The 20,946-nt window shown below is 66.4% G+C and carries 19 protein-coding genes; 9 read left to right on the forward strand and 10 right to left on the reverse strand.

The window, feature by feature from the left end; genetic code table 11:
* Nucleotides 1-25: 25 nt before the first annotated feature.
* Together E6C48_RS11750 and E6C48_RS11755 are read left to right on the forward strand one after the other, a co-directional pair.
* The gene (locus E6C48_RS11750) at nt 26-730 is read left to right on the forward strand and encodes a GntR family transcriptional regulator (RefSeq protein WP_136357369.1); all 705 of its coding nucleotides are present in this window, start codon (nt 26-28) and stop codon (nt 728-730) included.
* A 144-nt stretch (nt 731-874) separates the two neighbouring features.
* Nucleotides 875-1,837 (forward strand): dihydrodipicolinate synthase family protein, encoded by a 963-nt coding sequence (locus E6C48_RS11755; RefSeq protein ID WP_136357371.1) that lies wholly within the window; start codon nt 875-877, stop codon nt 1,835-1,837.
* 54 nt (nt 1,838-1,891) lie between these two features.
* On the opposite strand, the gene E6C48_RS11760 is transcribed toward E6C48_RS11755, so the two are convergent.
* Nucleotides 1,892-2,926 carry an Ldh family oxidoreductase gene (locus E6C48_RS11760; RefSeq protein ID WP_136357373.1) on the reverse strand — a complete coding sequence of 345 codons (1,035 nt, stop codon included), beginning with the start codon at nt 2,924-2,926 and terminating at the stop codon, nt 1,892-1,894.
* A 127-nt stretch (nt 2,927-3,053) separates the two neighbouring features.
* Here E6C48_RS11760 and E6C48_RS11765 point away from each other — a divergent pair, with 127 nt between their 5' ends.
* From E6C48_RS11765 to E6C48_RS11780, 4 genes are all read left to right on the forward strand, one after another.
* On the forward strand, nt 3,054-4,598 hold the full coding sequence (locus tag E6C48_RS11765) for an aldehyde dehydrogenase (NADP(+)) (protein WP_136357375.1): 1,545 nt from the start codon (nt 3,054-3,056) through the stop codon (nt 4,596-4,598).
* A gap of 73 nt (nt 4,599-4,671) precedes the next feature.
* On the forward strand, nt 4,672-5,664 hold the full coding sequence (locus tag E6C48_RS11770; protein ID WP_136357376.1) for an ABC transporter substrate-binding protein: 993 nt from the start codon (nt 4,672-4,674) through the stop codon (nt 5,662-5,664).
* A gap of 10 nt (nt 5,665-5,674) precedes the next feature.
* Nucleotides 5,675-7,348, forward strand: a complete 1,674-nt coding sequence (locus E6C48_RS11775; RefSeq protein ID WP_206086486.1) for an ABC transporter permease — start codon at nt 5,675-5,677, stop codon at nt 7,346-7,348.
* Between the two features lie 4 nt (nt 7,349-7,352).
* On the forward strand, nt 7,353-8,414 hold the full coding sequence (locus E6C48_RS11780) for an ABC transporter ATP-binding protein (RefSeq protein ID WP_136357380.1): 1,062 nt from the start codon (nt 7,353-7,355) through the stop codon (nt 8,412-8,414).
* Nucleotides 8,415-8,559: 145 nt separating this feature from the next.
* On the opposite strand, the gene E6C48_RS11785 is transcribed toward E6C48_RS11780, so the two are convergent.
* Nucleotides 8,560-9,180 (reverse strand): L,D-transpeptidase, encoded by a 621-nt coding sequence (locus E6C48_RS11785; RefSeq protein ID WP_136357382.1) that lies wholly within the window; start codon nt 9,178-9,180, stop codon nt 8,560-8,562.
* 228 nt (nt 9,181-9,408) lie between these two features.
* Here E6C48_RS11785 and cueR point away from each other — a divergent pair, with 228 nt between their 5' ends.
* Both cueR and E6C48_RS11795 read left to right on the forward strand, forming a co-directional pair.
* Entirely contained in the window at nt 9,409-9,804 is a 396-nt protein-coding gene (cueR, locus tag E6C48_RS11790; protein WP_136357384.1) for a Cu(I)-responsive transcriptional regulator, read from the forward strand.
* Nucleotides 9,805-9,858: 54 nt separating this feature from the next.
* Entirely contained in the window at nt 9,859-10,359 is a 501-nt protein-coding gene (locus E6C48_RS11795; protein WP_136357386.1) for an MmcB family DNA repair protein, read from the forward strand.
* An 88-nt stretch (nt 10,360-10,447) separates the two neighbouring features.
* Here E6C48_RS11795 and E6C48_RS11800 read toward each other — a convergent pair whose 3' ends face one another.
* From E6C48_RS11800 to E6C48_RS11830, 7 genes are all read right to left on the reverse strand, one after another.
* A complete protein-coding gene (locus tag E6C48_RS11800) occupies nt 10,448-11,011 on the reverse strand; it encodes an ActR/PrrA/RegA family redox response regulator transcription factor (RefSeq protein ID WP_136357388.1) in 564 nt (187 codons plus the stop codon).
* Between the two features lie 81 nt (nt 11,012-11,092).
* Complete coding sequence (locus tag E6C48_RS11805) at nt 11,093-12,421, reverse strand: ActS/PrrB/RegB family redox-sensitive histidine kinase (RefSeq protein ID WP_136357390.1); 1,329 nt, start codon at nt 12,419-12,421, stop codon at nt 11,093-11,095.
* Nucleotides 12,422-12,476: 55 nt separating this feature from the next.
* Nucleotides 12,477-15,083, reverse strand: coding sequence for an ATP-dependent helicase HrpB (hrpB, locus tag E6C48_RS11810; RefSeq protein WP_136357392.1), 2,607 nt, complete (start codon nt 15,081-15,083; stop codon nt 12,477-12,479).
* 255 nt (nt 15,084-15,338) lie between these two features.
* Nucleotides 15,339-16,034: an ROK family protein gene (locus tag E6C48_RS11815; protein WP_136357394.1), complete on the reverse strand. Its 696-nt coding sequence runs from the start codon at nt 16,032-16,034 to the stop codon at nt 15,339-15,341.
* 5 nt (nt 16,035-16,039) lie between these two features.
* Complete coding sequence (gene zwf, locus E6C48_RS11820; protein WP_136357396.1) at nt 16,040-17,416, reverse strand: glucose-6-phosphate dehydrogenase; 1,377 nt, start codon at nt 17,414-17,416, stop codon at nt 16,040-16,042.
* A 6-nt stretch (nt 17,417-17,422) separates the two neighbouring features.
* The gene (gnd, locus tag E6C48_RS11825) at nt 17,423-18,427 is read right to left on the reverse strand and encodes a phosphogluconate dehydrogenase (NAD(+)-dependent, decarboxylating) (RefSeq protein ID WP_136357398.1); all 1,005 of its coding nucleotides are present in this window, start codon (nt 18,425-18,427) and stop codon (nt 17,423-17,425) included.
* Between the two features lie 158 nt (nt 18,428-18,585).
* Nucleotides 18,586-19,323: a hypothetical protein gene (locus tag E6C48_RS11830; protein ID WP_136357400.1), complete on the reverse strand. Its 738-nt coding sequence runs from the start codon at nt 19,321-19,323 to the stop codon at nt 18,586-18,588.
* Between the two features lie 196 nt (nt 19,324-19,519).
* Between E6C48_RS11830 and E6C48_RS22550 the strand changes: the two genes are divergently transcribed.
* Nucleotides 19,520-19,669, forward strand: a complete 150-nt coding sequence (locus tag E6C48_RS22550; protein ID WP_168734515.1) for a hypothetical protein — start codon at nt 19,520-19,522, stop codon at nt 19,667-19,669.
* A 90-nt stretch (nt 19,670-19,759) separates the two neighbouring features.
* On the opposite strand, the gene E6C48_RS11835 is transcribed toward E6C48_RS22550, so the two are convergent.
* Nucleotides 19,760-20,803 carry a methyltransferase domain-containing protein gene (locus E6C48_RS11835; RefSeq protein WP_407940985.1) on the reverse strand — a complete coding sequence of 348 codons (1,044 nt, stop codon included), beginning with the start codon at nt 20,801-20,803 and terminating at the stop codon, nt 19,760-19,762.
* Nucleotides 20,804-20,946 lie beyond the last annotated feature (143 nt).

Raw genomic sequence — 20,946 nt, forward strand, 5'->3', positions numbered from 1 at the left:
ATCATGTCGACAACAGGACACCGGCATGAGCGACAAGACTACGGCATCGCAGGCGGAGCGTAAGCGCGGCGAAGGGGTCAAGTTCGTCTACGACATATTGCGCGACGACATCCTCGACCTCGTCCTGCCGCCCGGCAGCCCTATCGACGAGGTGCAGCTGGCTGAGCGTCTTTCGATGTCGCGCACGCCGATCCGCGAGGCGTTGGTGCGCCTGGCTGGCGAAGGGTTGGTAACGACGCTGCCCAACCGCTCGACGGTGGTGTCGAACATCGACTTCCTCAACCTGCACACCTTCTTCGATGCGATGACGCTGATGTACCGCGTGACGACGAGGCTGGCGGCGCAGTTCCGCACCGACGCCGACCTCGTGGCCATCCGCGCCAGGCAGGCGGACTTCGCGCATGCCGTCGAGGCGCATGACGCGCTCGCCATGATCGCCACCAATCGCGACTTCCACGCCCGGATCGCCGAAGCGGGACGCAACCCTTACTACACCGGCCTGTTCTGCCGGCTGCTCGACGAGGGCCGGCGTATCCTGCGCATCTACTATTCGTCGTTCGACGACCGGCTGCCCCGCCGCTATGTGATCGAGCACGAGGACATCATCGCGGCAATCGAGGCGCGCGACGTCGAGGCGGCCGACCGGCTGGCCAGCGCCCATGCCGACCAGATCGTGCGCCAGATCCAGGACCTGATCGCGCGCGACCGCCGCCAGCAGATCACGCTTTAAACCGCTATCGCGGCCGGGTGGCCGAACGCCGCTCCGGAAAGGATTTTTCGTCTCAAATTTTCTTGTCGACAAATAAAATACAAATGGTATTATGACGACAGACTTGATTGGACGACGCCGCAACACCGACACGAGGAGACGAGAATGAGCGCGCAGGTCTTTTCCGGCTGCATGCCGGCCCTGATGACCCCCTGCAAGGACGACCGCAGCCCCGATTTCGACGCGCTGGTGCGCAAGGGCAAGGAACTGATCGCCGCCGGCATGTCGGCCGTCGTCTATTGCGGCTCGATGGGCGACTGGCCGCTACTGACCGACGCGCAGCGCATGGAAGGCGTCGAGCGGCTGGTGAAGGCCGGCGTGCCGGTCATCGTCGGCACCGGCGCCGTCAACACCGCCTCGGCCGTGGCGCACGCCGCGCATGCCCAGAAGGTCGGCGCCCGCGGCCTGATGGTCATCCCGCGCGTCCTGTCGCGCGGCTCGGTCATCGCCGCCCAGAAGAACCATTTCAAGGCGATCCTCGCCGCCGCGCCCGACCTGCCGGCGGTGATCTACAACAGCCCCTATTACGGCTTCGCCACCCGCGCCGACCTGTTCTTCGCGCTGCGCGCCGAGCATCCGAACCTCGTCGGCTTCAAGGAGTTCGGCGGCCATGCCGACCTGCGCTACGCGGCCGAGAACATCACCAGCCGCGACGACGAGGTCGTGCTGATGATCGGCGTCGACACATGCGTGGTCCACGGCTTCGTCAATTGCGGCGCCGGTGGCGCCATCACCGGCATCGGCTGCGTGCTGCCGAAGGAGGTCCTGCATCTCGTTGCCCTCAGCCAGGCGGCGGCGAAGGGCGACGTCGAGGCTCGCCAGCGGGCGCTCGAACTGGAAGCCGCGCTCGGCGTGCTCTCCTCCTTCGACGAAGGCCCGGATCTCGTCCTCTACTTCAAGCACATGATGGTTCTGAAGGGGAATCCGGAATATACGCTGCACTTCAACGAGACCGACGCGCTGTCCGACAGCCAGCGCGGCTATGTCGAGGCGCAGTTGAAGCTGTTCGACACCTGGTATGCCAACTGGTCGAGGCAGACCGGCGCGGTGCAGAAATACGCCGCCTGACGTCCAGCGTCCCCATGCGAAACGCAAGGCCCTGCGGGAGGGCCTTTTCATGGATCAGGACACGGCGTCCATTCCAAGCGCCTCCAACCGCTGCAGTTGGTCCGCTTCAGCCGCGGTGAGCGCAATGCCCTCCGCCATCGTGCGCCGGCGGGCAGCGAAGCGCCGCTGCGAGGGCAGCCGCGCACCCTGCCCGACGATAGCCTCGAACAGCGTCTCGGCGCGCTGGAATGGATCACCCGGCCGACCGGCGGCGAAACGCTCGGGCGAGAAGGCGAGGATCAGTTCGCCATGCCGCGGCGCCAGCGCCGTGCTGCCCAGCACATCCAGCGCCTCGCTGCTGGTCAGGTCGCCGATCATCGCGCCGGCCAGAAGCTCGATCATGGTCGAGATGGCCGATCCCTTGTGGCCGCCAAAGGGCAGCATGGCGCCGGCCAGTGCCGCTTCCGGCCCGGTCGTGGGCCTGCCTTCGGCGTCGAGCGCCCAGCCTTCGGGCAAGGGCCGGCCCGCCCGGCGATGCAGTTCGATCTCGCCGCGCGCGGCGACGGATGTGGCGAAGTCGAAGACGTAGGGCGGCTGCCCTCGCCGCGGCCAGCCGAAGGCCATCGGATTGGTGCCGAGCAGCGGCCGGGTCCCGCCGGCCGGCGCGACGGTCGAATAGCTCGGGCACATGGCGAGAGCCGCCACGCCCATCCCGGTCAGCACCTCCACTTCGGGCCACAGCGCCGAAAAATGCGTGCAGTCGTTGATGACCAGCGCCGCAAGGCCGAGCCGCTTCGCCCGCTCGGCGAGGATGGGAGCACCAAGCTCGAACGCCGCGCAGGAAAAGCCGCCGCCTGCCGCCACCCTGAGCACGGCCGTGCCGTCATCGTCCAGGACAGGCTCGGCATCCGCCGACACCTTGCCCGCCTTCAGCGTGCGCAGGCAACCCTCGATGCGATAGATGCCATGCGACTTGCAGCCGTCGCGCTCGCCGGCGACGATGACGCGGGAAAGCGCCGCCGCGTGCGTCGAAGACAGGCCGGCCTTGCGGAAAATCGCCTCGACCCGCCCGCTCAGCGCCTCGATGCTCAGGACCACGGTTTCATTCATCGCAGCTTCTTTCCAATCCTAAAGGTTGCATATCTGCATACATATTGTATTTAAATTGCCGACAGAATGGCAACCCCGCATCCTGCGCTATAGTGCGTTGCCCTCTCCCACCAACAGGAGCATTCCTATGAGCTTCACGCCACATGGCAAACACCTGATCGCCGGGGAATGGGTGGAAAGCGCCACGCGGTTTTCCTCTTCGCCGGCGCATGGCCCGACGCATGAGTTCTTTGCCGGCACGGCGGAGCTGGTGAACCGCGCCTGCCAAGCGGCGGAGGACGCCTTCTGGACCTATAGCGCCACATCGCGCGAGGCGCGCGCCGCCTTCCTCGACGCCATTGCCGACGAGATCGAGGCGCGTGCCGAGGCGATCACCGAAATCGGCACGCAGGAAACCGGCCTGCCGGTCGCGCGACTGCAAGGCGAGCGCGGCCGCACCACCGGCCAACTGCGCCTGTTCGCCAGCCATATCCGCAAGGGCGACTATCTCGATCGCCGCCACGACGCGGCCCTGCCCGAGCGCCAGCCGGCGCCGCGTCCCGATATCGTCATGATCCAGCGCCCGATCGGCCCGGTCGCCGTGTTCGGCGCCTCCAACTTCCCGCTCGCCTTCTCCACCGCCGGCGGCGACACGGCAGCCGCGCTGGCCGCCGGCTGCCCGGTGGTCGTCAAGGGCCACTCGGCGCATCCCGGCACCGGCGAGATCGTCGCCGAAGCGGTCAAGGCGGCGGTCGAGAAGACCGGCATGCCGAAGGGCACCTTCAGCCTGATCCAGGGCGGCAACCGTTCTGTCGGCGAAGCGCTGGTCCAGCACCCTCACATCAAGGCGGTCGGCTTCACCGGCAGCCTCGCCGGCGGGCGGGCACTGTTCGACCTGTGCGCGGCGCGGCCCGAGCCGATCCCCTTCTTCGGCGAACTGGGCAGCGTCAACCCGATGTTCGTGCTGCCGCATGCCGTCGCCAACCGCGCCGAGACGCTCGGCCAGGGCTGGTCGGGCTCGCTCACCATGGGCGCCGGCCAGTTCTGCACCAATCCCGGCATCGCCGTGGTGATCGACGGCGCCGATGCCGACCGCTTCGTCGGCGCGACCCGCGCGGCGCTGGAAAAGGTGCCGGCGCAGACAATGCTGACCGACGGCATCGCCGCCGCCTATCGCGCTGGCCAGGCGCGTTTCGCCACCCGCAACTCGATCCGCCCGGTGCTGGTGACGGAATCCGAGGGGCGCAGCGCCTCGCCGAACCTGTTCGAGACGACCGGCGCGCAGTTCCTTCGCGACCACACGATGGGCGAGGAGGTGTTCGGCCCGCTCGGCCTGGTGGTGCGGGTCGGCTCGCTCGACGAAATGCGCACGCTTGCGCTCGGCCTCGAAGGCCAGCTGACGACGACGCTGCACATGGACGACGCCGACCTCGACGCCGCGCGCGCCCTGATGCCGATCCTTGAGCGCAAGGCCGGCCGCGTGCTGGTCAACGGCTTCCCGACCGGGGTGGAAGTGGTCGATTCCATGGTGCATGGCGGCCCCTACCCCGCCAGCACCAATTTCGGCGCCACCAGCGTCGGCACTTTATCGATCCGCCGTTTCCTGCGCCCGGTCGCCTACCAGAACGTGCCGGCGGCGCTGCTGCCCGAGCCTGTGCCAGGCACAATCGATTCCCCGGCTGCCAAAGGTTGACCCGGCGCTTTCCCGCGCGATAGTTTTGCCGACTATCAATTCGGCAACACCATCCGGGGAAAGAGAGGCCATCATGAGGTTCCTGGTTCGCGTCGCGGCGGCGGCGGTCACGTCGCTGCTGGCGATCGGTTCGGCGCATGCGCTCACCGTCTATTCCAGCGTCGATGAAGAGAACGCCAAGAAGCTGCTCGATGCCTTCTCCAAGGCGACCGGCGTGGAAACGCAGATGGTGTTCCTGTCGTCCGGCCCCGCCCTGTCGCGCATCGAGGCCGAGAAGGCCAATCCGCAGGCCGACGTCTGGTTCGGCGCACCGAGCGAGAACCACATCCTGGCGAAGGAGCGCGGCCTGACCGAACCCTACGTCTCGCAGAACGCCGCCGCACTCTCCGACGAGTTCAAGGACAAGGAAGGCTACTGGCACGCCATCTATACCAACCCGCTGGCGATCGGCGTGCGCACCGACATCCTCGAGAGCCGCAAGGCGCCGGTGCCGACCTCGTGGGAGGACCTGAAGAACCCCGCCTACAAGGGGCTGATCCAGATGCCGTCGCCGCAGTCGTCGGGTACCGCCTATGCGCTCATCCTGACGTTGATCGACGAGCGCGGCGAGGACGGCGCCTTCGACTACCTGAAGGCGATCAATCCGAACGTGCAGACCTATACGCAGAGCGGCACCGCACCCTCCGGCGCGCTCGGCGTCGGCGAGACGCCGCTGGCGATCCAGTTCACGCCCGGCTTCCTGAAGCTCGCCGACGAGGGCTATCCGGTGCAGGTGGTGTTTCCCAGCGAAGGCGTCGGCTACGAAGTCGCCGCCATGTCGATCCTCAAGGGCGCCAAGAACGTCGACGACGCCAAGAAGCTGGTCGACTGGATGACCTCGGCCGACGGCCAAGGCGCGCTCAGCGCCACCAAGACCTATTTCCTGCCGATCCGCAGCGACGTCAGCGGTGGCACCGGCGTGCCGGCGCTCGACAAGATCAAGCTGGTGTCGAGCGATCCCAAGTTCGCCGCCGAGAACAAGAAGCGGCTGGTCGAACGCTGGACCAAGGACGTGCTCGGCCAGTAGGATGGCGGCCTTGTCCGGCACCGCGCGCGCGCAATTACGGCAGCTTGCGCGCGACCCGGTGCTGTTCGTCCTGTTGATGGCGATCGCCGTGTCGATCGCCGTCTTCGTCATCTATCCGCTGATCAAGGTACTGTTGGCGAGCTTCCAGGTCGACGGAGCCTGGTCGTTTGCCGGCTATGCCGAGCTCGCGGAACGGAAACTCTACCGCAACGCGCTGATCAACAGCCTCGGCGTCGGCGCTCTCGTCGGCGTGATCGGCGTCGCCATCGGCTTCGTCAACGCTTTCGTACTGACGAGGCTCGACGTGCCCGGCAAGACGCTGCTGCACTACCTCACCATCCTGCCGATCATCTCGCCGCCTTTCGTCAGCGCGGTGTCGATCCTGTTCCTGTTCGGCTTCAACGGGCTGGTGACGCGCCAATTGCTCGGCCTTCAGGATTTCTCCATCTACGGCTTCCACGGCGTGGTGCTGTCGCAGGTCTTCACCTTCGCGCCGATCGCCTACCTGTCGCTGCGCGGCGTGCTCGCCTCGCTCAGCCCGACGCTGGAGGACGCGGCGCTCAACATCGGCGCCACCCGCTGGCAGGCGTTCTGGAAGGTCTCCTTTCCGCTGGCGCTGCCGGGCATCGCCAGCGCCTTCCTCGTCGTCTTCATCGAATCGATGGCGGATTTCGGCAACCCGCTGGTGCTGGCCGGCGCCGCCTTCCCGATGCTGGCACCGCAGGCCTATCTGGAGATCACCGGCTCGTTCAACCTGTCGCGCGGCGCAACGCTGGCCATCGTGCTGCTGATCCCGTCGATGACCGCCTTCGCCATCCAGCGCTATTACCTGTCGAAGCGGCAATACATCACCGTCACCGGCAAGCCGACGGCCTCGACCTCGAAGGTCGTCAGCCCGGCCGCGAAATGGCTGCTCTACGGCGTTGCCCTTCTGTTCGCGCTGCTGGTGACGGCCTTCTACGCAGTCATCCTGGTCGGCGCCTTCACCAAGGTGTGGGGGTTCAACTACGCACCGACGATCGCGCATTTCCTCTACGTCTTCGACGTCGGATTCGAGTCGGTCAAGGATACCCTCGTCGTCGCGCTGGTGACGACGCCGGTCAGCGGCCTGCTCGGCATGCTGGTCGCGTTTCTTGTCGTGCGGCGGAACTTTCCCGGCCGCACCGCGCTGGAGTTCGGCTCCATACTGTCCTTCGCCGTTCCGGGCACCGTCGTCGGCATCGGCTACATCATGGCCTTCAACGCGCCGCCGCTGGTGCTCACCGGCACGCTGGCGATCCTGGTGGCGTGCTTCGTCTTCCGCTACGTGCCGGTCGGCATCCAGTCCGGCATCGCGGTGCTGCGCCAGATCGACCCGGCGATCGAGGAAGCGGCACAGAACCTCGGCGCCACCGGCCTGACCACGTTCCGCAAGATCACGCTGCCGCTGATCGCGCCGGCCTTCTTCTCCGGTCTCGTCTATGCCTTCGTGCGCGCCATGACGGCGATCAGCGCGGCGATCTTCCTCGTCTCCGCCAACTGGAACCTGATGACGGTGCAGATTCTCAACCAGGTCGGCTCCGGTCGGCTCGGTGTGGCCGCCGCCTTCAGCGTGGTCGTCATCGTCATCGTGCTGGTGGCGATCGTCATCATCAGCAGCCTCGTCAACCGCTGGAGCCGGCATACGTCCATGGTGAGGTTCTAGAACAATGACCGACAGCATCCGCATAGTCGGCCTGAACAAGGCCTTCGCCAGCCCCGACGGCGGCACGGTGGCCGCCGTTCGCGACATCAACCTGGAGATCGGCGCCGGCAGGCTGGTGACGCTGCTGGGTCCGTCCGGCTGCGGCAAGACCACGTTGCTCAGGATGATCGCCGGCTTCGAGGAGCCGACCTCGGGAGACATCTTCTTCGGCGACAAGCGCATGAACGACGAGCCACCGAACCGGCGCGACACCGCCATGGTGTTCCAGTCCTACGCCGTCTTCCCGCATCTCGACGTCTTCGAGAACGTCGCCTTCGGACTGAGGCTGCGCAAGCTCGGCCGCGAAGAGATCGCACGGCGCGTCGACAAGGTGCTGGAGCAGACCGGGCTCGCCAGCTATGCGCGGCGCTCACCCAGCCAGCTTTCGGGCGGCCAGCAGCAGCGCGTGGCGCTGGCGCGCTGCATCGTCATGGAGCCGCGCGTGCTTCTGTTCGACGAGCCGCTCTCCAACCTCGACGCCAAGCTGCGCGAGCAGATGCGCGTCGAAATCCGCGAGTTGCAGCAGCGCGTCGGCATCACCTCCATCTACGTCACCCACGACCAGGTCGAGGCGATGAGCATCTCCGACGAGATCGTGGTGATGAACGCCGGCGTGGTCGAGCAGGTCGGCACGCCGCACGCGATCTATGCGCGGCCCTCCAGCCGCTTCGTCGCCGATTTCATCGGCAAGGCGAATTTCCTCACCGCGACCGTCGCGGACGGCGAAACGGTGGAGATATCCGGCGTGCACCTGCCCGTCGCGGAAATGCCGGCCCGCTCGCCGGGCGAGACCGTCGCCGCGGTGCTGCGGCCAGAGGCCATCCACCTTTCGCCCGACGCCGGCCCCTTCAGGGGAACGGTCAGGCGCGTCATGTTCCTCGGCAACATCGCGGAATATCTGGTCGAAGTGGACGGTGTCGGCTCATGGATCGTCGACAGCGCCAATCCGGCCGAGGCGCCCCTACACCGCGTCGGCGAGCCGGTGTTCCTGACGCCGTCGCGGCACGCCCTGCATCTCCTGCCCTGACGCGTCGCGCGATTCCGCATTCGCGGACAACAAAAAACCGGGCCTTTGGAGCCCGGTTTCTCGTTGGGACGTCCGTTGTTGCCTAGACGGTCCGCGTACGAAACCCTGTCTCCCGGCCAGCGCGCCGCGCCCGGCCGGCTCGCCCCTACATGACGATGACCTTGGCGCCGACCTCGGCGCGATCGTAGAGGTCGATGATATCCTGGTTCATCAGCCGAATGCAGCCGGACGACATGGCATGGCCGATGGAATTCCATTCCGGGCTGCCGTGCAGGCGATAGCCGGAATCGCCGCCCTTGTTGAAGAGATACATGGCGCGCGCGCCGAGCGGGTTGGAAAGCCCGGGCGGCATGCCGTTGCGCCACTTGGCGAGTTCCGGCTGGCGCTTGATCATCGCCCCGGGCGGCGTCCAGGTCGGCCATTCGCGCTTGAGCGCGATGCGGGCGGTGCCGTGCCACTCGAAGCCTTCGCGGCCGACGCCGATGCCGTAGCGCACCGCCTTGCCGTTATCGAGGACGAAATAGAGGAACTTCTGGTTGGTATCGACGATGATGGTGCCCGGCTTCTCGCTCGTCTCGTAGCGCACGATCTGGCGACGATACTTGTAGGGCACCTTCTCGATCGGGATGCGCGGGAGGGCGTAGCCGGCGTCGGTGCGGGCGCCGTAGTCGTTGGAGAACACCTGCATCGGGCCGAGGCCCACGGTGCTGCACCCGGCCAGAACGGCCGACAACGCGGCAGCAAGAATGATCGATTTCACCCGCATGAGAACCTGTCGCCCCGCCTGAAGATCCTTCTCCCGGCCCGATTCGGACCGTATTTTGTCGCATTCATGCTGGCATTTCTTTTGCTTGCCAAGCGCGGAGCCGCTTCATACGTGTTCAACCTACGCCTGTAAGGCTGATGCTGCGACATTTCGGCAACAGGCATTCACGGATTGGTGAACAAAATCAATGACCCGCTTTCGCGCACCCGCTATCGGAGGGATCAAGCGATGAACATCGGCACCGCCGCCAGCCGTTCCGGCCTGCCGGCCAAGACCATCCGCTACTATGAGGAGATCGGCCTGATCGACCCGGCGCGCGCCGGCAACGGCTATCGGGACTACTCGGGCGACGACATCCACCGCCTCGCCTTCCTGAAGCGCGCCCGCAACCTCGGCTTCTCCATCGACGACTGCCGTCAGTTGATGGCGCTCTACCAGGACCGCTCGCGGGCCAGCCAGGACGTGCGCGCCATCGCCGCCGCCCATGTCATCGCCATCGAGGAAAAGGTACGCGAGCTGCAATCGATGCGCGCCACGCTGCAGACGCTGATCCACGCCTGCCACGGCGACCAGCGGCCGGACTGTCCGATCCTGGAGGAGATCGCGGGCGAGGGCGTTTCCTGAAACGACGGACAAGCTACGGGTTCAAATCGTGAACAGAATCGGCCATACTGGGCCATGCCCATTGTTTCTCCACTTGCCCAGAATCCGCTGATCGACGGCCGCCAGTCGGAGCGAGCCATGCTGGTGCGGCGCGGCGTGCAGCGGCTTTTGAGCGAAATGGGCGCGCATGTGCTGCCCGAACTGTCGCTCGCCACCGGGCGGCGCGCCGACCTCATCGCGCTAACCCGCCAGGGCGACATCTGGATCATCGAGATCAAGTCCTCGATCGAGGACTTCCGCGTCGACCGCAAATGGCCGGACTACCGGCTGCATTGCGACCGCTTCTTCTTCGCCACCCATCCTGGTGTTCCTGCTGACATCTTCCCGGAAGAATGCGGCTTCATCCTTTCCGACGGCTATGGCGCGGAGGTGATGCGCCAAGCGCCGGAACACCGCATCGCCGCCGCCACGCGCAAGGCGCTGATGCTGAGGATCGCCCGCGCCGGCGCCGCCCGCCTGCTGGCTGCGGAGCTCGCCGGCGTGCCGGTGGCGGCGATCGAGGGAGAGAGCGAATAGGGGAGGCAATAGGGCCTTAAGGCAGTAGGGCAGTAGGACAGTAGGAAGATGCGTTCTTACTGCCTTATTGTCATACTGCCCTATTGCCTTATCGCGGCGCCCGCTTGGCCAGGATGCGCTGCAACGTCCTGCGGTGCATGTTCAAACGGCGCGCCGTTTCCGAGACATTGCGGTCGCACATTTCGTAGACGCGCTGGATATGCTCCCAGCGCACGCGGTCGGCCGACATCGGGTTCTCGGGCGGCGCGGCACGCTCGCCGGCCGTGCGGGTCAGCGCTGCGAACACATCGTCGGCGTCGGCCGGCTTCGACAGGTAGTCGATGGCGCCGAGCTTCACCGCCGTCACCGCGGTGGCGATGTTGCCGTAGCCGGTCAGGATGATGGTGCGCGCGTCCTCGCGCTTCTCGCGGATCGCCGCCACCACATCGAGGCCGTTGCCGTCGCCCAGCCGCATGTCCACCACCGCATAGGCCGGCGGATTGGCGCGTGCCTTGGCCACCGCCTCCTCGACGCTCTCGGCCGTCTCGACGGCGAAGCCGCGCGTCTCCATGGCGCGTGCCAGCCGGGTCAGGAAAGGCTTATCGTCCTCGACGATGAGCAGCGAGGCATCCTCGCCGATCAGGGCTGCGCTGTTGGCTTCGTCACCGGTCATGATTTCGATCCCGTGTCTTTCATGACGCAGATATAGCCGCGCGACCCGAATGTCCAACGATCGGATGCGGCGCCCCGGTTCCTACGCGATGTCGAACATGGTGTCGGCGGTCGCCTCCGGGTTGACGAAGGCCGCCCGCGGCCAGGCAATGCGCACCACCGCGCCTTCGCCCAGGCCGCCGGAATTGCGGAACTCGAGCGCGGCACCCGAGCGTTCGAGCAGCGTCTTGGCGATGAACAGGCCGAGGCCCAGACCACCGCCGCCCTTCTCGGCGCCCGAACGGGTGGACATGTAGGGCTCACCGATGCGGTCGAGGATTTCGGGTGTGAAGCCCGGGCCGTCGTCGACGACGGTGAAGGTGACCTGATCCTCGTTCCAGCTCCAGCGCACGGTGACGACCTCGCGGGCGAAGTCGACGGCGTTCTCCACTAGGTTGCCCAACCCGTAGAGGACGCCCGGGTTGCGGCGGCCGACCGGCTCGGGGCCGATGCTCTCGTCCGCCTTCAACCGGATGGCGATGCCGAAATCGCGATGCGGCGCCGTCACCTCCTCGACCAGCGAGGTCAACGGCAGGCGGGCAAGGTGTTCCTCGCCGGCGCTCGACAGGCTGGTCAGCCGCTTGAGGATCTCGCGGCAGCGGTCGACCTGCGAGCGTAGCAAAGTAACATCGTCCCTGTATCTCGGATCGTCGCCCAGCGCCTTCTCCATCTCGCGGGCGACCAGCGTGATGGTGGCGAGCGGCGTGCCGAGTTCGTGCGCGGCCGCCGCCGCCAGCCCGTCAAGCGCCGACAGGTGCTGTTCGCGCTGCAGCACGAGTTCGGTCGCCGCCAACGCGTTGGCGAGCAGGCGCGCCTCCTGCGCGACGCGGAAAGCGTAGATGGCGGTGAAGGCGATGGAGGAAAACACCGCCATCCACATGCCGGCGACATAGACGAAGGGCATGAGCAGTTGCACGCCCTCGTACCAGGGCAGCGGCAGGTGGAAGAACACCAGGACGGTCGCCAGCACCATCACCAGCGTGCCGAGAAAAGCGGTAAAGCGGATCGGCAGTGAGGTGGCGGAGATGATGACCGGCACGCTCATCAGCAGCGAGAACGGATTGGTGAGCCCGCCAGTCATGTAGAGCAGGCCGGCGAGCTGCAGGCTGTCGAAGACGAGAATGCCCATTGCCGCCAACGGCTTCAGCCGGTGCGCGGCCGGAAAGCGGAAGGCGAGGAACAGGTTCAGCCAGGCCGAAGCGGCCAACAGCGCGAAGCACAGGCTGACCGGCAGCGGAAAATCCAGCCCGTAGGCGACGGCGATGATGGTGGCGCTTTGGCCGACGATGGCCAGCCAGCGCAGCCGGATCAGCGTGTTCAGCCGCAGGCCGTGGCTCTGCTGCAAATCGGGCGAGCGCTGTATGTCCATCATGGTAAAGCCTTACCGCAAGTGGCCGACAGCCTCCAGATGGCCGGCGGCATGACCGTCATCCGCCGCGCGGCTTGGCGCGACTGGTCGGCGCCGCTGCAAGCGGGTTCTCCGGCCAGACATGCTTGGGATAGCGGCCGCGCATGTCGGCGCGCACGTCGGCCCAGGAGCCACGCCAGAAGCCGGGCAGGTCGCGTGTCGTCTGGATCGGCCGATGCGCCGGCGACAAAAGCTCCAGCGTCAGCGGCACGGTGCCACCGGCGATGGACGGGTGGCGATCGAGGCCGAACAGCTCCTGCACGCGGATCGCCAGGACCGGCGCCTCCCGGTCGTAACGGACAGGCACGCGGCTGCCGGACGGCGCGTCGAAATGCGTCGGCGCGAACTGGTCGACCTTGCGCTGGAGGTCGTGCGGCACCAGCGACAGCAGGCCGGACGACAGGGCGCCCGGCGAAATCGCGGACAAAGTGGCCGCGCCGGTCAGGAACGGCGCCAGCCAGTCGTCGATACGGTCGAGCAGCACGGGTTCGCGCATGTCCGGCCATGGCTCGCCAAGGCCGCGATGCAACCAGCCGAGCCGGTTGCGCAGCGCCTCCGTCTCGCTGTTCCACGGCAGGATGGCGAGGCCGTTGGCGCGCACGGCGTCGAGGATGGCGTGGTCCGCATCGACGCCTGCGGGGGCCGGCAGCATGCGCTCGGCAAGCACGACCGCACCGAGCCGCTCCGTCTCGCGCACCCGGACCGCGCCGCGCTCGCGGTCGAAAGCCGTCTCGCGGACGATTTCGATGCGATCGGAAAGGGCCGCGCGGATGTCGGCCTCGTCCACCGCCGCCGCCCCGGTGATGCGCGCATCTCTCGCCTTGCCGGTGAGGTCGGCGACGACGAGCCACGGCGCGCCCGCCAGCGGATCGGCACCATCAAGCGCCGCACCCGAGCCGTTGGCGAGGACGAAACGGCCGCGCTCGCCGCGCGCCCGAGCGACACGATCCGGCCAGGCGTGGAGGAGAAGGGCACCGGGGCTGGCCTCTTGTCTTGACGAAGTGGCGGAGGGGTTCGCTTCTGCGTAGGGCAGCATACCCCCACCCCTGATCCCTCCCCTCAAGGGGGAGGGGAAGCTACCGCGCGCCAAGCCCCCCTCCCCCTTGAGGGGAGGGATCAGGGGTGGGGGTTCTTTCAAGCCCGTTGCCGACAAAGCACTTCTTGCCAGCCTCTCCGCCAATTGCCGCGCCGCATTGGTACGCGAGGATTTCTCGCTGCGAAACCGCATCAACCGCCGTTCCAGATCGACGGCGTCGCCACCCAGCCCGCGCTCGGTGAGCAGCACGGCAAGCTCGGCTGCTGGCCGTGCGGCACCCGCTCGCGCCGCCTCGGCCACCATATGCGCCAGCCTGACCGGGAGAGCGAGCCGACGCATGGCGGCGCCGGATTCCGTCAACCGCCCGGCCTCGTCGATGGCGTCCAACGTGCGCAGCAAGCCACGCGCCTCTGCGATAGCAGGAGCCGGCGGTGGGTCCAAAAAGGATAGGCTCGCCGGATCGGCGACACCAAAAGCGGCGCAGTCGAGCACCAGCCCCGAAAGGTCGGCTTCGAGGATTTCCGGCGGCGTGAAGGCGGGCAGCGCCGCCGTCTGCTCGGCCCGCCACAGCCGGATGGCGACGCCCGCCTGCGTGCGGCCGGCGCGGCCGGCGCGCTGGTCTGCCGAGGCCTTCGAGGCACGCACCGTCTCCAGCCGGGTCAGGCCGGAGGCGGGTTCGTATTTCGGCAGGCGCGACAGGCCGGAATCGATCACCACGCGCACCCCGTCGATGGTGATCGAGGTCTCGGCTATTGCCGTGGCCAGCACCACCTTGCGGCGGCCGGGCGGCGCCGGGCGGATCGCCGCGTCCTGTGCCTTGCCGTCGAGTTGGCCATAGAGCGGCACGACGTCCACGTCGGCGCCGGTGCGGCCGTCCAACCGCTCGGCAGTGCGCTGGATCTCGCGCTGGCCGGGCAGGAAGGCAAGCACGCTGCCGCTCTCCTCGGCAAGCGCCGCCCGGATGGCTTTCGCCACCGCGTCCTCGACCGGCTCTCCCGGTGGCCGTTCACGGTGGCGGATATCGACCGGAAAGGAGCGCCCCTCGCTCTCGACCACCGGCGCGCCGGAAAGCAGCTTGGCGACGCGCGCGCCGTCGAGCGTCGCCGACATCACCAGCAGGCGCAGGTCCGGACGCAACGCACCCTGCACGTCGAGCGCCAGCGCGAGGCCGAAATCGCCGTCCAGCGAGCGCTCGTGGAATTCGTCGAAGAGCACGGCCGAGACACCGGGCAGTTCAGGATCGTCGAGGATCATGCGCGCCAGCACGCCCTCGGTGACGACGAGGATCTTCGTCCGCGCCGAGGTGCGGTTCTCCATGCGCATGGCATAGCCGACGGTGCCGCCGACCTCCTCGCCGAGCAGTTCGGCCATGCGGCGGGCGGCGGCGCGGGCGGCGAGGCGGCGCGGTTCGAGCAGGACAATGCGGCCGTTTCCGAGCCACGGCGCATCGAGCAGAGCGAGCGGCACCAGCGTCGTCTTGCCGGCGCCCGGCGACGCCACCAGCACGGCGGCACTGCCGGCAACGAGCGCGTCCAGGAGCGCCGGCAGGGCGGCCGTTACGGGAAGCTCGGGAAGGGCGCGAACGGTCATCGTGGCGCGGGCATAGCAGCGGCGGCCGTACGGCGGCAAGACGGCGGCGGCTGCCGCCAAATCAGGATTGGCGCCGACGCAAAGATTTAGCTTCAGGGTCCGGTATTTTGGAATACCATGCTTGGTCGACATCGACATATGCGGCGATGATGCAAAAATCGTCCATTCGCTTCCCGTTGCGACCGGACGATTCCTCTGAGTGGCTTCATGCCTGTCGGCCGGGTGCGACGCGCCCGGCCTTTTTTCACTGGAGGCTTAGACCACCAGAGCCGGCTCGTGCCAGAGGCGGAAACCGCCCTTGAAGGCGTTCTCGTTGTCACCTCGCCGGGCATTCGGCGGCAAGGTGTCGAGGAAGTCGACATTGCCGCCGCCGATGACGACATAGTCGGTCTGAAGCGCGGACGAGAGGCGCTCGGTCACGTCGAACACATATTTGCGCCATTTCTTCTTGCCGCGCTTCTTCAGTCCGCGCTCGCCGACATAGGCCTCGAAGCTCCTGCCCTTCCTGTAGGGCAGGTGTGCAAGTTCCATCGGCAGAGCGACGTTCTCCACGATCATCGCCGCACCCAGGCCCGTGCCGAGGCCGAGGAACAGCATGCGCCCGCCTTCATAGGAGCCCGCCGCCTGCATCAGCGCGTCGTTGACGACCTTGACCGGCTTGCCGAAAGCCTTTTCGAAGTCGCAACCGACCCAGCCCTTGCCCAGATTGTGCGGCTCCAGCGTGATGCGGTTGCGGACCACCGGTCCGGGATAGCCGATAGAGACGACGTCGAAAGCGAGATCGCCGGCCATCTCCTGCACCGCCTCGATCATCTGAGATCCGCTCATCTCGGGACCGGAATCGACGCGGCGTTCCTCGCCGCCGCTGCTCAGCCGGATCTTGACATGCGAGCCGCCGACATCGACGGCCAGCACGACTTTTTCGCTGCCAGACCGGGCGCTTTTCGCCATCGTCGTCACTTCTCTGGATCGATCCAGCCGTTCGGCGGGGCGAAGTCCTTCATCGCCTCGGCCGGCCCCCAGGTGCCGGGCTTGTAGACGGCAGGTGCCGTCGTCTCGTCCAGCACCGGGCCAACGATGCGCCAGGCGATCTCGCTGGCGTCCTGGCGGGTGAAGAGCTGGCTGTTGCCGTTCATGGCGTCGCCGATCAGGCGCTCATAGGGCTCCATGTCGCCCCGCGCGTCGTCGAGAGCGGTCAGCTCCACCTGCTCGCCGACCATTTCGTCACCGGGCGCCTTGCGCCGCGCGCCGATGCCGATCGCCACCTCGGGGCTGATGCGGAAGCGCACATAGTTGCCCTGATTGCGCTTGAACTGGTCGAAGACGGCGAGCGGCGGACGACGGAACTGCACCACCACCTCGGTGGCGCGCACCGGCAGGTTCTTGCCGGCGCGGATGAAGAAGGGCACGTCCTGCCAGCGCCAGGTGTCGACGAAGAAGCGGACGGCGGCGAAGGTCTCCACCGTCGAGCCAGGCTTGACTCCCGGCTCCTTCAGATAACCCTCGAACTGGCCGCGCACGACATCGCCCTTCGTCAGCGTACGCACCGCCTTCAGCACCTGCACCTTCTCGTCGATCAGGTCGTCGGCCTGCTGGCTGATGGGCGGTTCCATGGCGAGCAGCAGGAGCACGTTGAGCAGATGGTTCTGCACGACGTCGCGGATGCAGCCGACCTCGTCATAGAACTTGCCGCGCCCCTCGACGCCGAAATTCTCGGCCATGGTGATCTGCACGCTCTCGACATAGTTGCGGTTCCAGATCGGCTCGAGGAAGGAATTGGCGAAGCGGAAATAAAGCAGGTTCTGGATCGCTTCCTTGCCGAGATAGTGGTCGATGCGGAAGATCGCCTTTTCCTCGAACACCAGATGCAACACCCGGTTCAGCCAGCGCGCCGATTGCAGGTCGCGGCCGAACGGCTTTTCCACCATCAGCCGGGCGCCCCTGGCGCCGCCCGACTGCTCCAGCCCTTGCACCACCGGCTCGAACATCGAGGGTGGCACGGCGAGATAGTAGAGCGGGCGATGGAAACCTTGCAGCGCTTCCGTCAACTTGTCGAAGGTGGATTGGTTGCGGTAGTCGCCGCTGACATAACGCAGCAGGCCGCCGAGCTTCTTGAACACCTTCTCGTCGACCTTGCCGACGGCGGCCTTGATGCCGTCATGGGCGCGCTCGACGAGCTGTTCGACCGTCCAATCGTCATAGGCGATGCCGACGACCGGCTCGGTCAAGTGCCCGCGCTGCACCATGGTGTAGAGCGCGGGGAAGATCTTCTTGTGGGCGAGGTCGCCGGTGGCGCCGAACAGCACCAGCACATCGGATCGCGGTTCGCTCATACTCCCTTAGCCCTTCTTCTCGACGTGGCCGCCGAAGGCGAAGCGCATGGCCGACAGGAGTTTGTCGGCGAAGGCCGACTCACCCTGCGAGGAGAAGCGGTCGAACAGCGCCGAGGAGAGCACCGGCGCCGGCACGCCGGTGTCGATGGCCGCCTTCAGCGTCCAGCGCCCCTCGCCCGAATCGGAAACGCGGCCGCCGAACTTCGCCAGCGCCGGATCGTCCTTCAGCGCGCCGGCGGTGAGGTCGAGCAACCAGGAGCCGATGACCGAGCCGTGCCGCCAGACTTCGGCCACCGCCGGCAGATCGATGTCGAACTGGTAATATTGCGGCGTCGGCAGCGGACTGGTCTCGGCGTCGGCAGCACGCTTTTCCTTGCCGGCATTGGCGGCCTTGAGGATGTTCATGCCCTCGGCATAGGCGGCCATGACGCCGTACTCGATGCCGTTGTGAACCATCTTGACGAAGTGGCCGGCACCGCTCGGCCCGCAGTGCAGGTAGCCGAAGGGCGCGGTGCCGGCAGCCTTGTCCGGCGTGGCCCCGGGATCCGCCCCGGGTGCCAGCGCGGCGAAGATCGGGTCGAGCCGCTTCACCGCGCGGTCCGGGCCGCCGATCATCAGGCAGTAGCCGCGCTCCAGCCCCCAGACACCGCCGCTGGTGCCGACATCGACGAAATCGATGCCTTTCTTCGCCAATTCGGCGGCCTGGTCGACGGCGTCGTGGTAGTAGGAATTGCCGCCGTCGACGACCGTGTCGCCATCCTCCATCAACGCCGCCACCTGGTCGGCGATCTTTGGCGTGATGGCGGCCGGCAGCATCAGCCAGGCGGTGCGCGGCTTCGAAAGCCTGGAGATGAATTCTTCCATCGTCGAGGCGCCAATCGCACCGTCCTTGACGAGGGCTGCCACGGCGTCGGCGTTGATGTCGTAGACGACGCATTGGTGGCCGGCGCGCATCAGGCGCCTGACCATGTTGGCGCCCATCCGGCCCAATCCCATCATTCCGATCTGCATGATTTCTCCTGTCCTCGACGTGGCCCGCCGCATCCACGCATGAAAGCAATGGCCGCGACAATCCCTCAACCGCAGGCTTCATGCCAGTAGAATGTGAAAGGGATGCTTCAACCGTGCGTTACCCGCAGGGTCACAAAGCCGTCGCGACGTGACGCGCCTTACGCCGTTGCGGCGTAGCCTTCGCCGGGCCTGGACGCCAGGTAGGCATGCTGCGCGAGATAGAAGCCCAGCAGGAGTTCGGCATTCAGCTCGAACACTTCCTCCATGGCCGCCAGGATGTGCGAGTGGGTGGCCACGTCGATCGTCTGCGCCAGACCGATCAGGCCGACATGCAGGACAAGCAACGTATGGTCCGCCGGGGCAAGCGCCTTCAGGCTGATGCCTTGCCAGAACCGGAACAGGGCAAAGGCGACGAGGGCGATCGACCCCGCCAGCAGGATGCCCAACCACAGCCAGGCAAGGTCGGCATTGAAATCCCGCGCCAGCCGGAAGACGAGGATCAGCAGGTCGTGGAAACCGTCCAGCTGTCCGCCGCCGTAAAGCGGCGGAGGGTCGAACCCGAAAATCCGCGATCCGAAGCTGGTCTCGTCCATCAGTTCGGCAAAGCCGAGGAGCCCGGCAATGGCGAAGGGCAGACGCAACCCCCATCGACAGATCGCGTAGGCCGATCCCGCGACGACAAGGAACAGGACAACGGCGCTCGCCATCTCGATGATACCGTCCTCCTGCAAAAGGAGAGGTCGGATGCCGGGATCGAGGATCGCGGCAAGGGCCGAGACACAGGTGATCGCGGCGATGACAACCAACGCCGCGATCAGGAAGGGAAGCTGGCCGACCGTCCGCTGCGTCGCGCCTTTCAGGCTTGCGGCATGGTCCGGGGAAAACGCCTGTGCCACTGTCATCCTCCTGTAACAGAATCGACATCGATCCGTCACATGAGCCGGCTTTCCGGCAACCGAAGGACACTTTCCATCACAAACGCCCTGCCGATGGTTTTTGTTCGTGACACCGGATAGGACCGGGCGCCGGCAGAAGTCTTCCCTTGCCCGTCGGCACCATTGGTGATTACGTCACGCCGACTGGAGAGAGACGATGCAGTACACGCACAACGAATACCTGTTCACGCGAGACCACAGGACGCCCGAGCAGGTCCGGGCAGCCCGGCGCGAGGCGGCTGCCGGCTGGATCGCGCTGATAAGCTTCACCGCCATCGTGCTCATAGCCGCCAAGATTTTCCTGTAAGTCCCTTCCGCTCCGGACAAGGAACGAAGGCAGCATCGGCATTTGGGGGCAGGACGCCGGCCTACCGGTCGGAGCCCAACCTCAGCGCAGTCAGTCGCGCTTTTCGATCACCGCGTACAGGACGTTGCGGTTTTCGCCGAAGAATACCCGCGCCTCGACGGAATTGCGGTCCACGCTGGCATTGACGATGTTCCACATGTCGGCTTCGGAACGCAGCAGCAGAACCCAGTTCATGAACGTTTCCCGGTAGCCGGCATCCGGATTGCCCTCGGCATAATTCGCGAAAAGGAAGGTTCCCCCGGGTTTCAGCATCTGGAGGCAGGTCTTGGTCAGTTTCACCGCCACCTTGTCCTGAAGATAGTCGTAGAGGCCGGAGGCGTAGACGAAGTCGAATTTGCCGAGCTTGTGGCTTCTCGCCAGAACCGTGCGCACGGAGCCGTCAACTGTCTCCACCGCGGTGCCGGCGAAATCGCGCGCGACCAGGCCGACGCTCAGCGGGTCCTGGTCGAGCGCCACCCAGCGCTTCAGCCGCCCCTCGCGCAACGCGACAGACCGGTTCGCTTCCCGCAAATGGCCGGCCGCGATCGCCAGCACCTCGGTCTCGCTTCCTTTCGTGGTGGCGATCTCGTCGACATACCGGGCGAGCAGATCCCGTCGCTCGCGCGCCGCCACGCAAGAGGGAACATTCTGGGTATAGCCGTAGAGCGCCCTGCCGACTTCGGAAGCGCTTGCGACGCTGTCGGCGACGTGCGGATCGCAATAGATATAGTCCAGCAACTCGGCGTCGCCGGAATAGCCTCGCGGCTTGTCGAACGACCACCGTGTCAGCGGGTCTTCAAGAAAATAGTCGAGGACGGGGTGATTCTGGATAATGGGCGCAAGAGCGTTCCAGACATCGGCATGAAGCCGCAGGCGCAACGCTTCGAGACGCGCCATCAGCGGCTGTATGATCTCGGCCGGCGCCTTTTGCAGGTGGATCTGCTGCTGGGTGGCATGGAGGATGAGCGCAAGCTCGGCGCGCGCCTTGTCGAAAGCTTCGCTTCGGTTATCAAGCCGCCGTCCAAGGCCGGCAGCGATCGTTTCGTCCGTAATCAGACTTTTTCCGTCAAGAGCGGTAGCCACCAGAATCCCCATGGTTAACGGTTCGCCAACAGCGTCACCGGTCCTCCCCACCAGGTTTCGCGCCCGGTAGCATTCTAACGATTTCCTTGACGTCTGATTAACCCACTTTGAGCGCACCGGGGCATTTCGCGCCGGATTCCCTGTGCGATTAACCC

This window comes from Ollibium composti (assembly GCF_004801285.1).
Lineage (GTDB): Bacteria > Pseudomonadota > Alphaproteobacteria > Rhizobiales > Rhizobiaceae > Mesorhizobium > Mesorhizobium composti.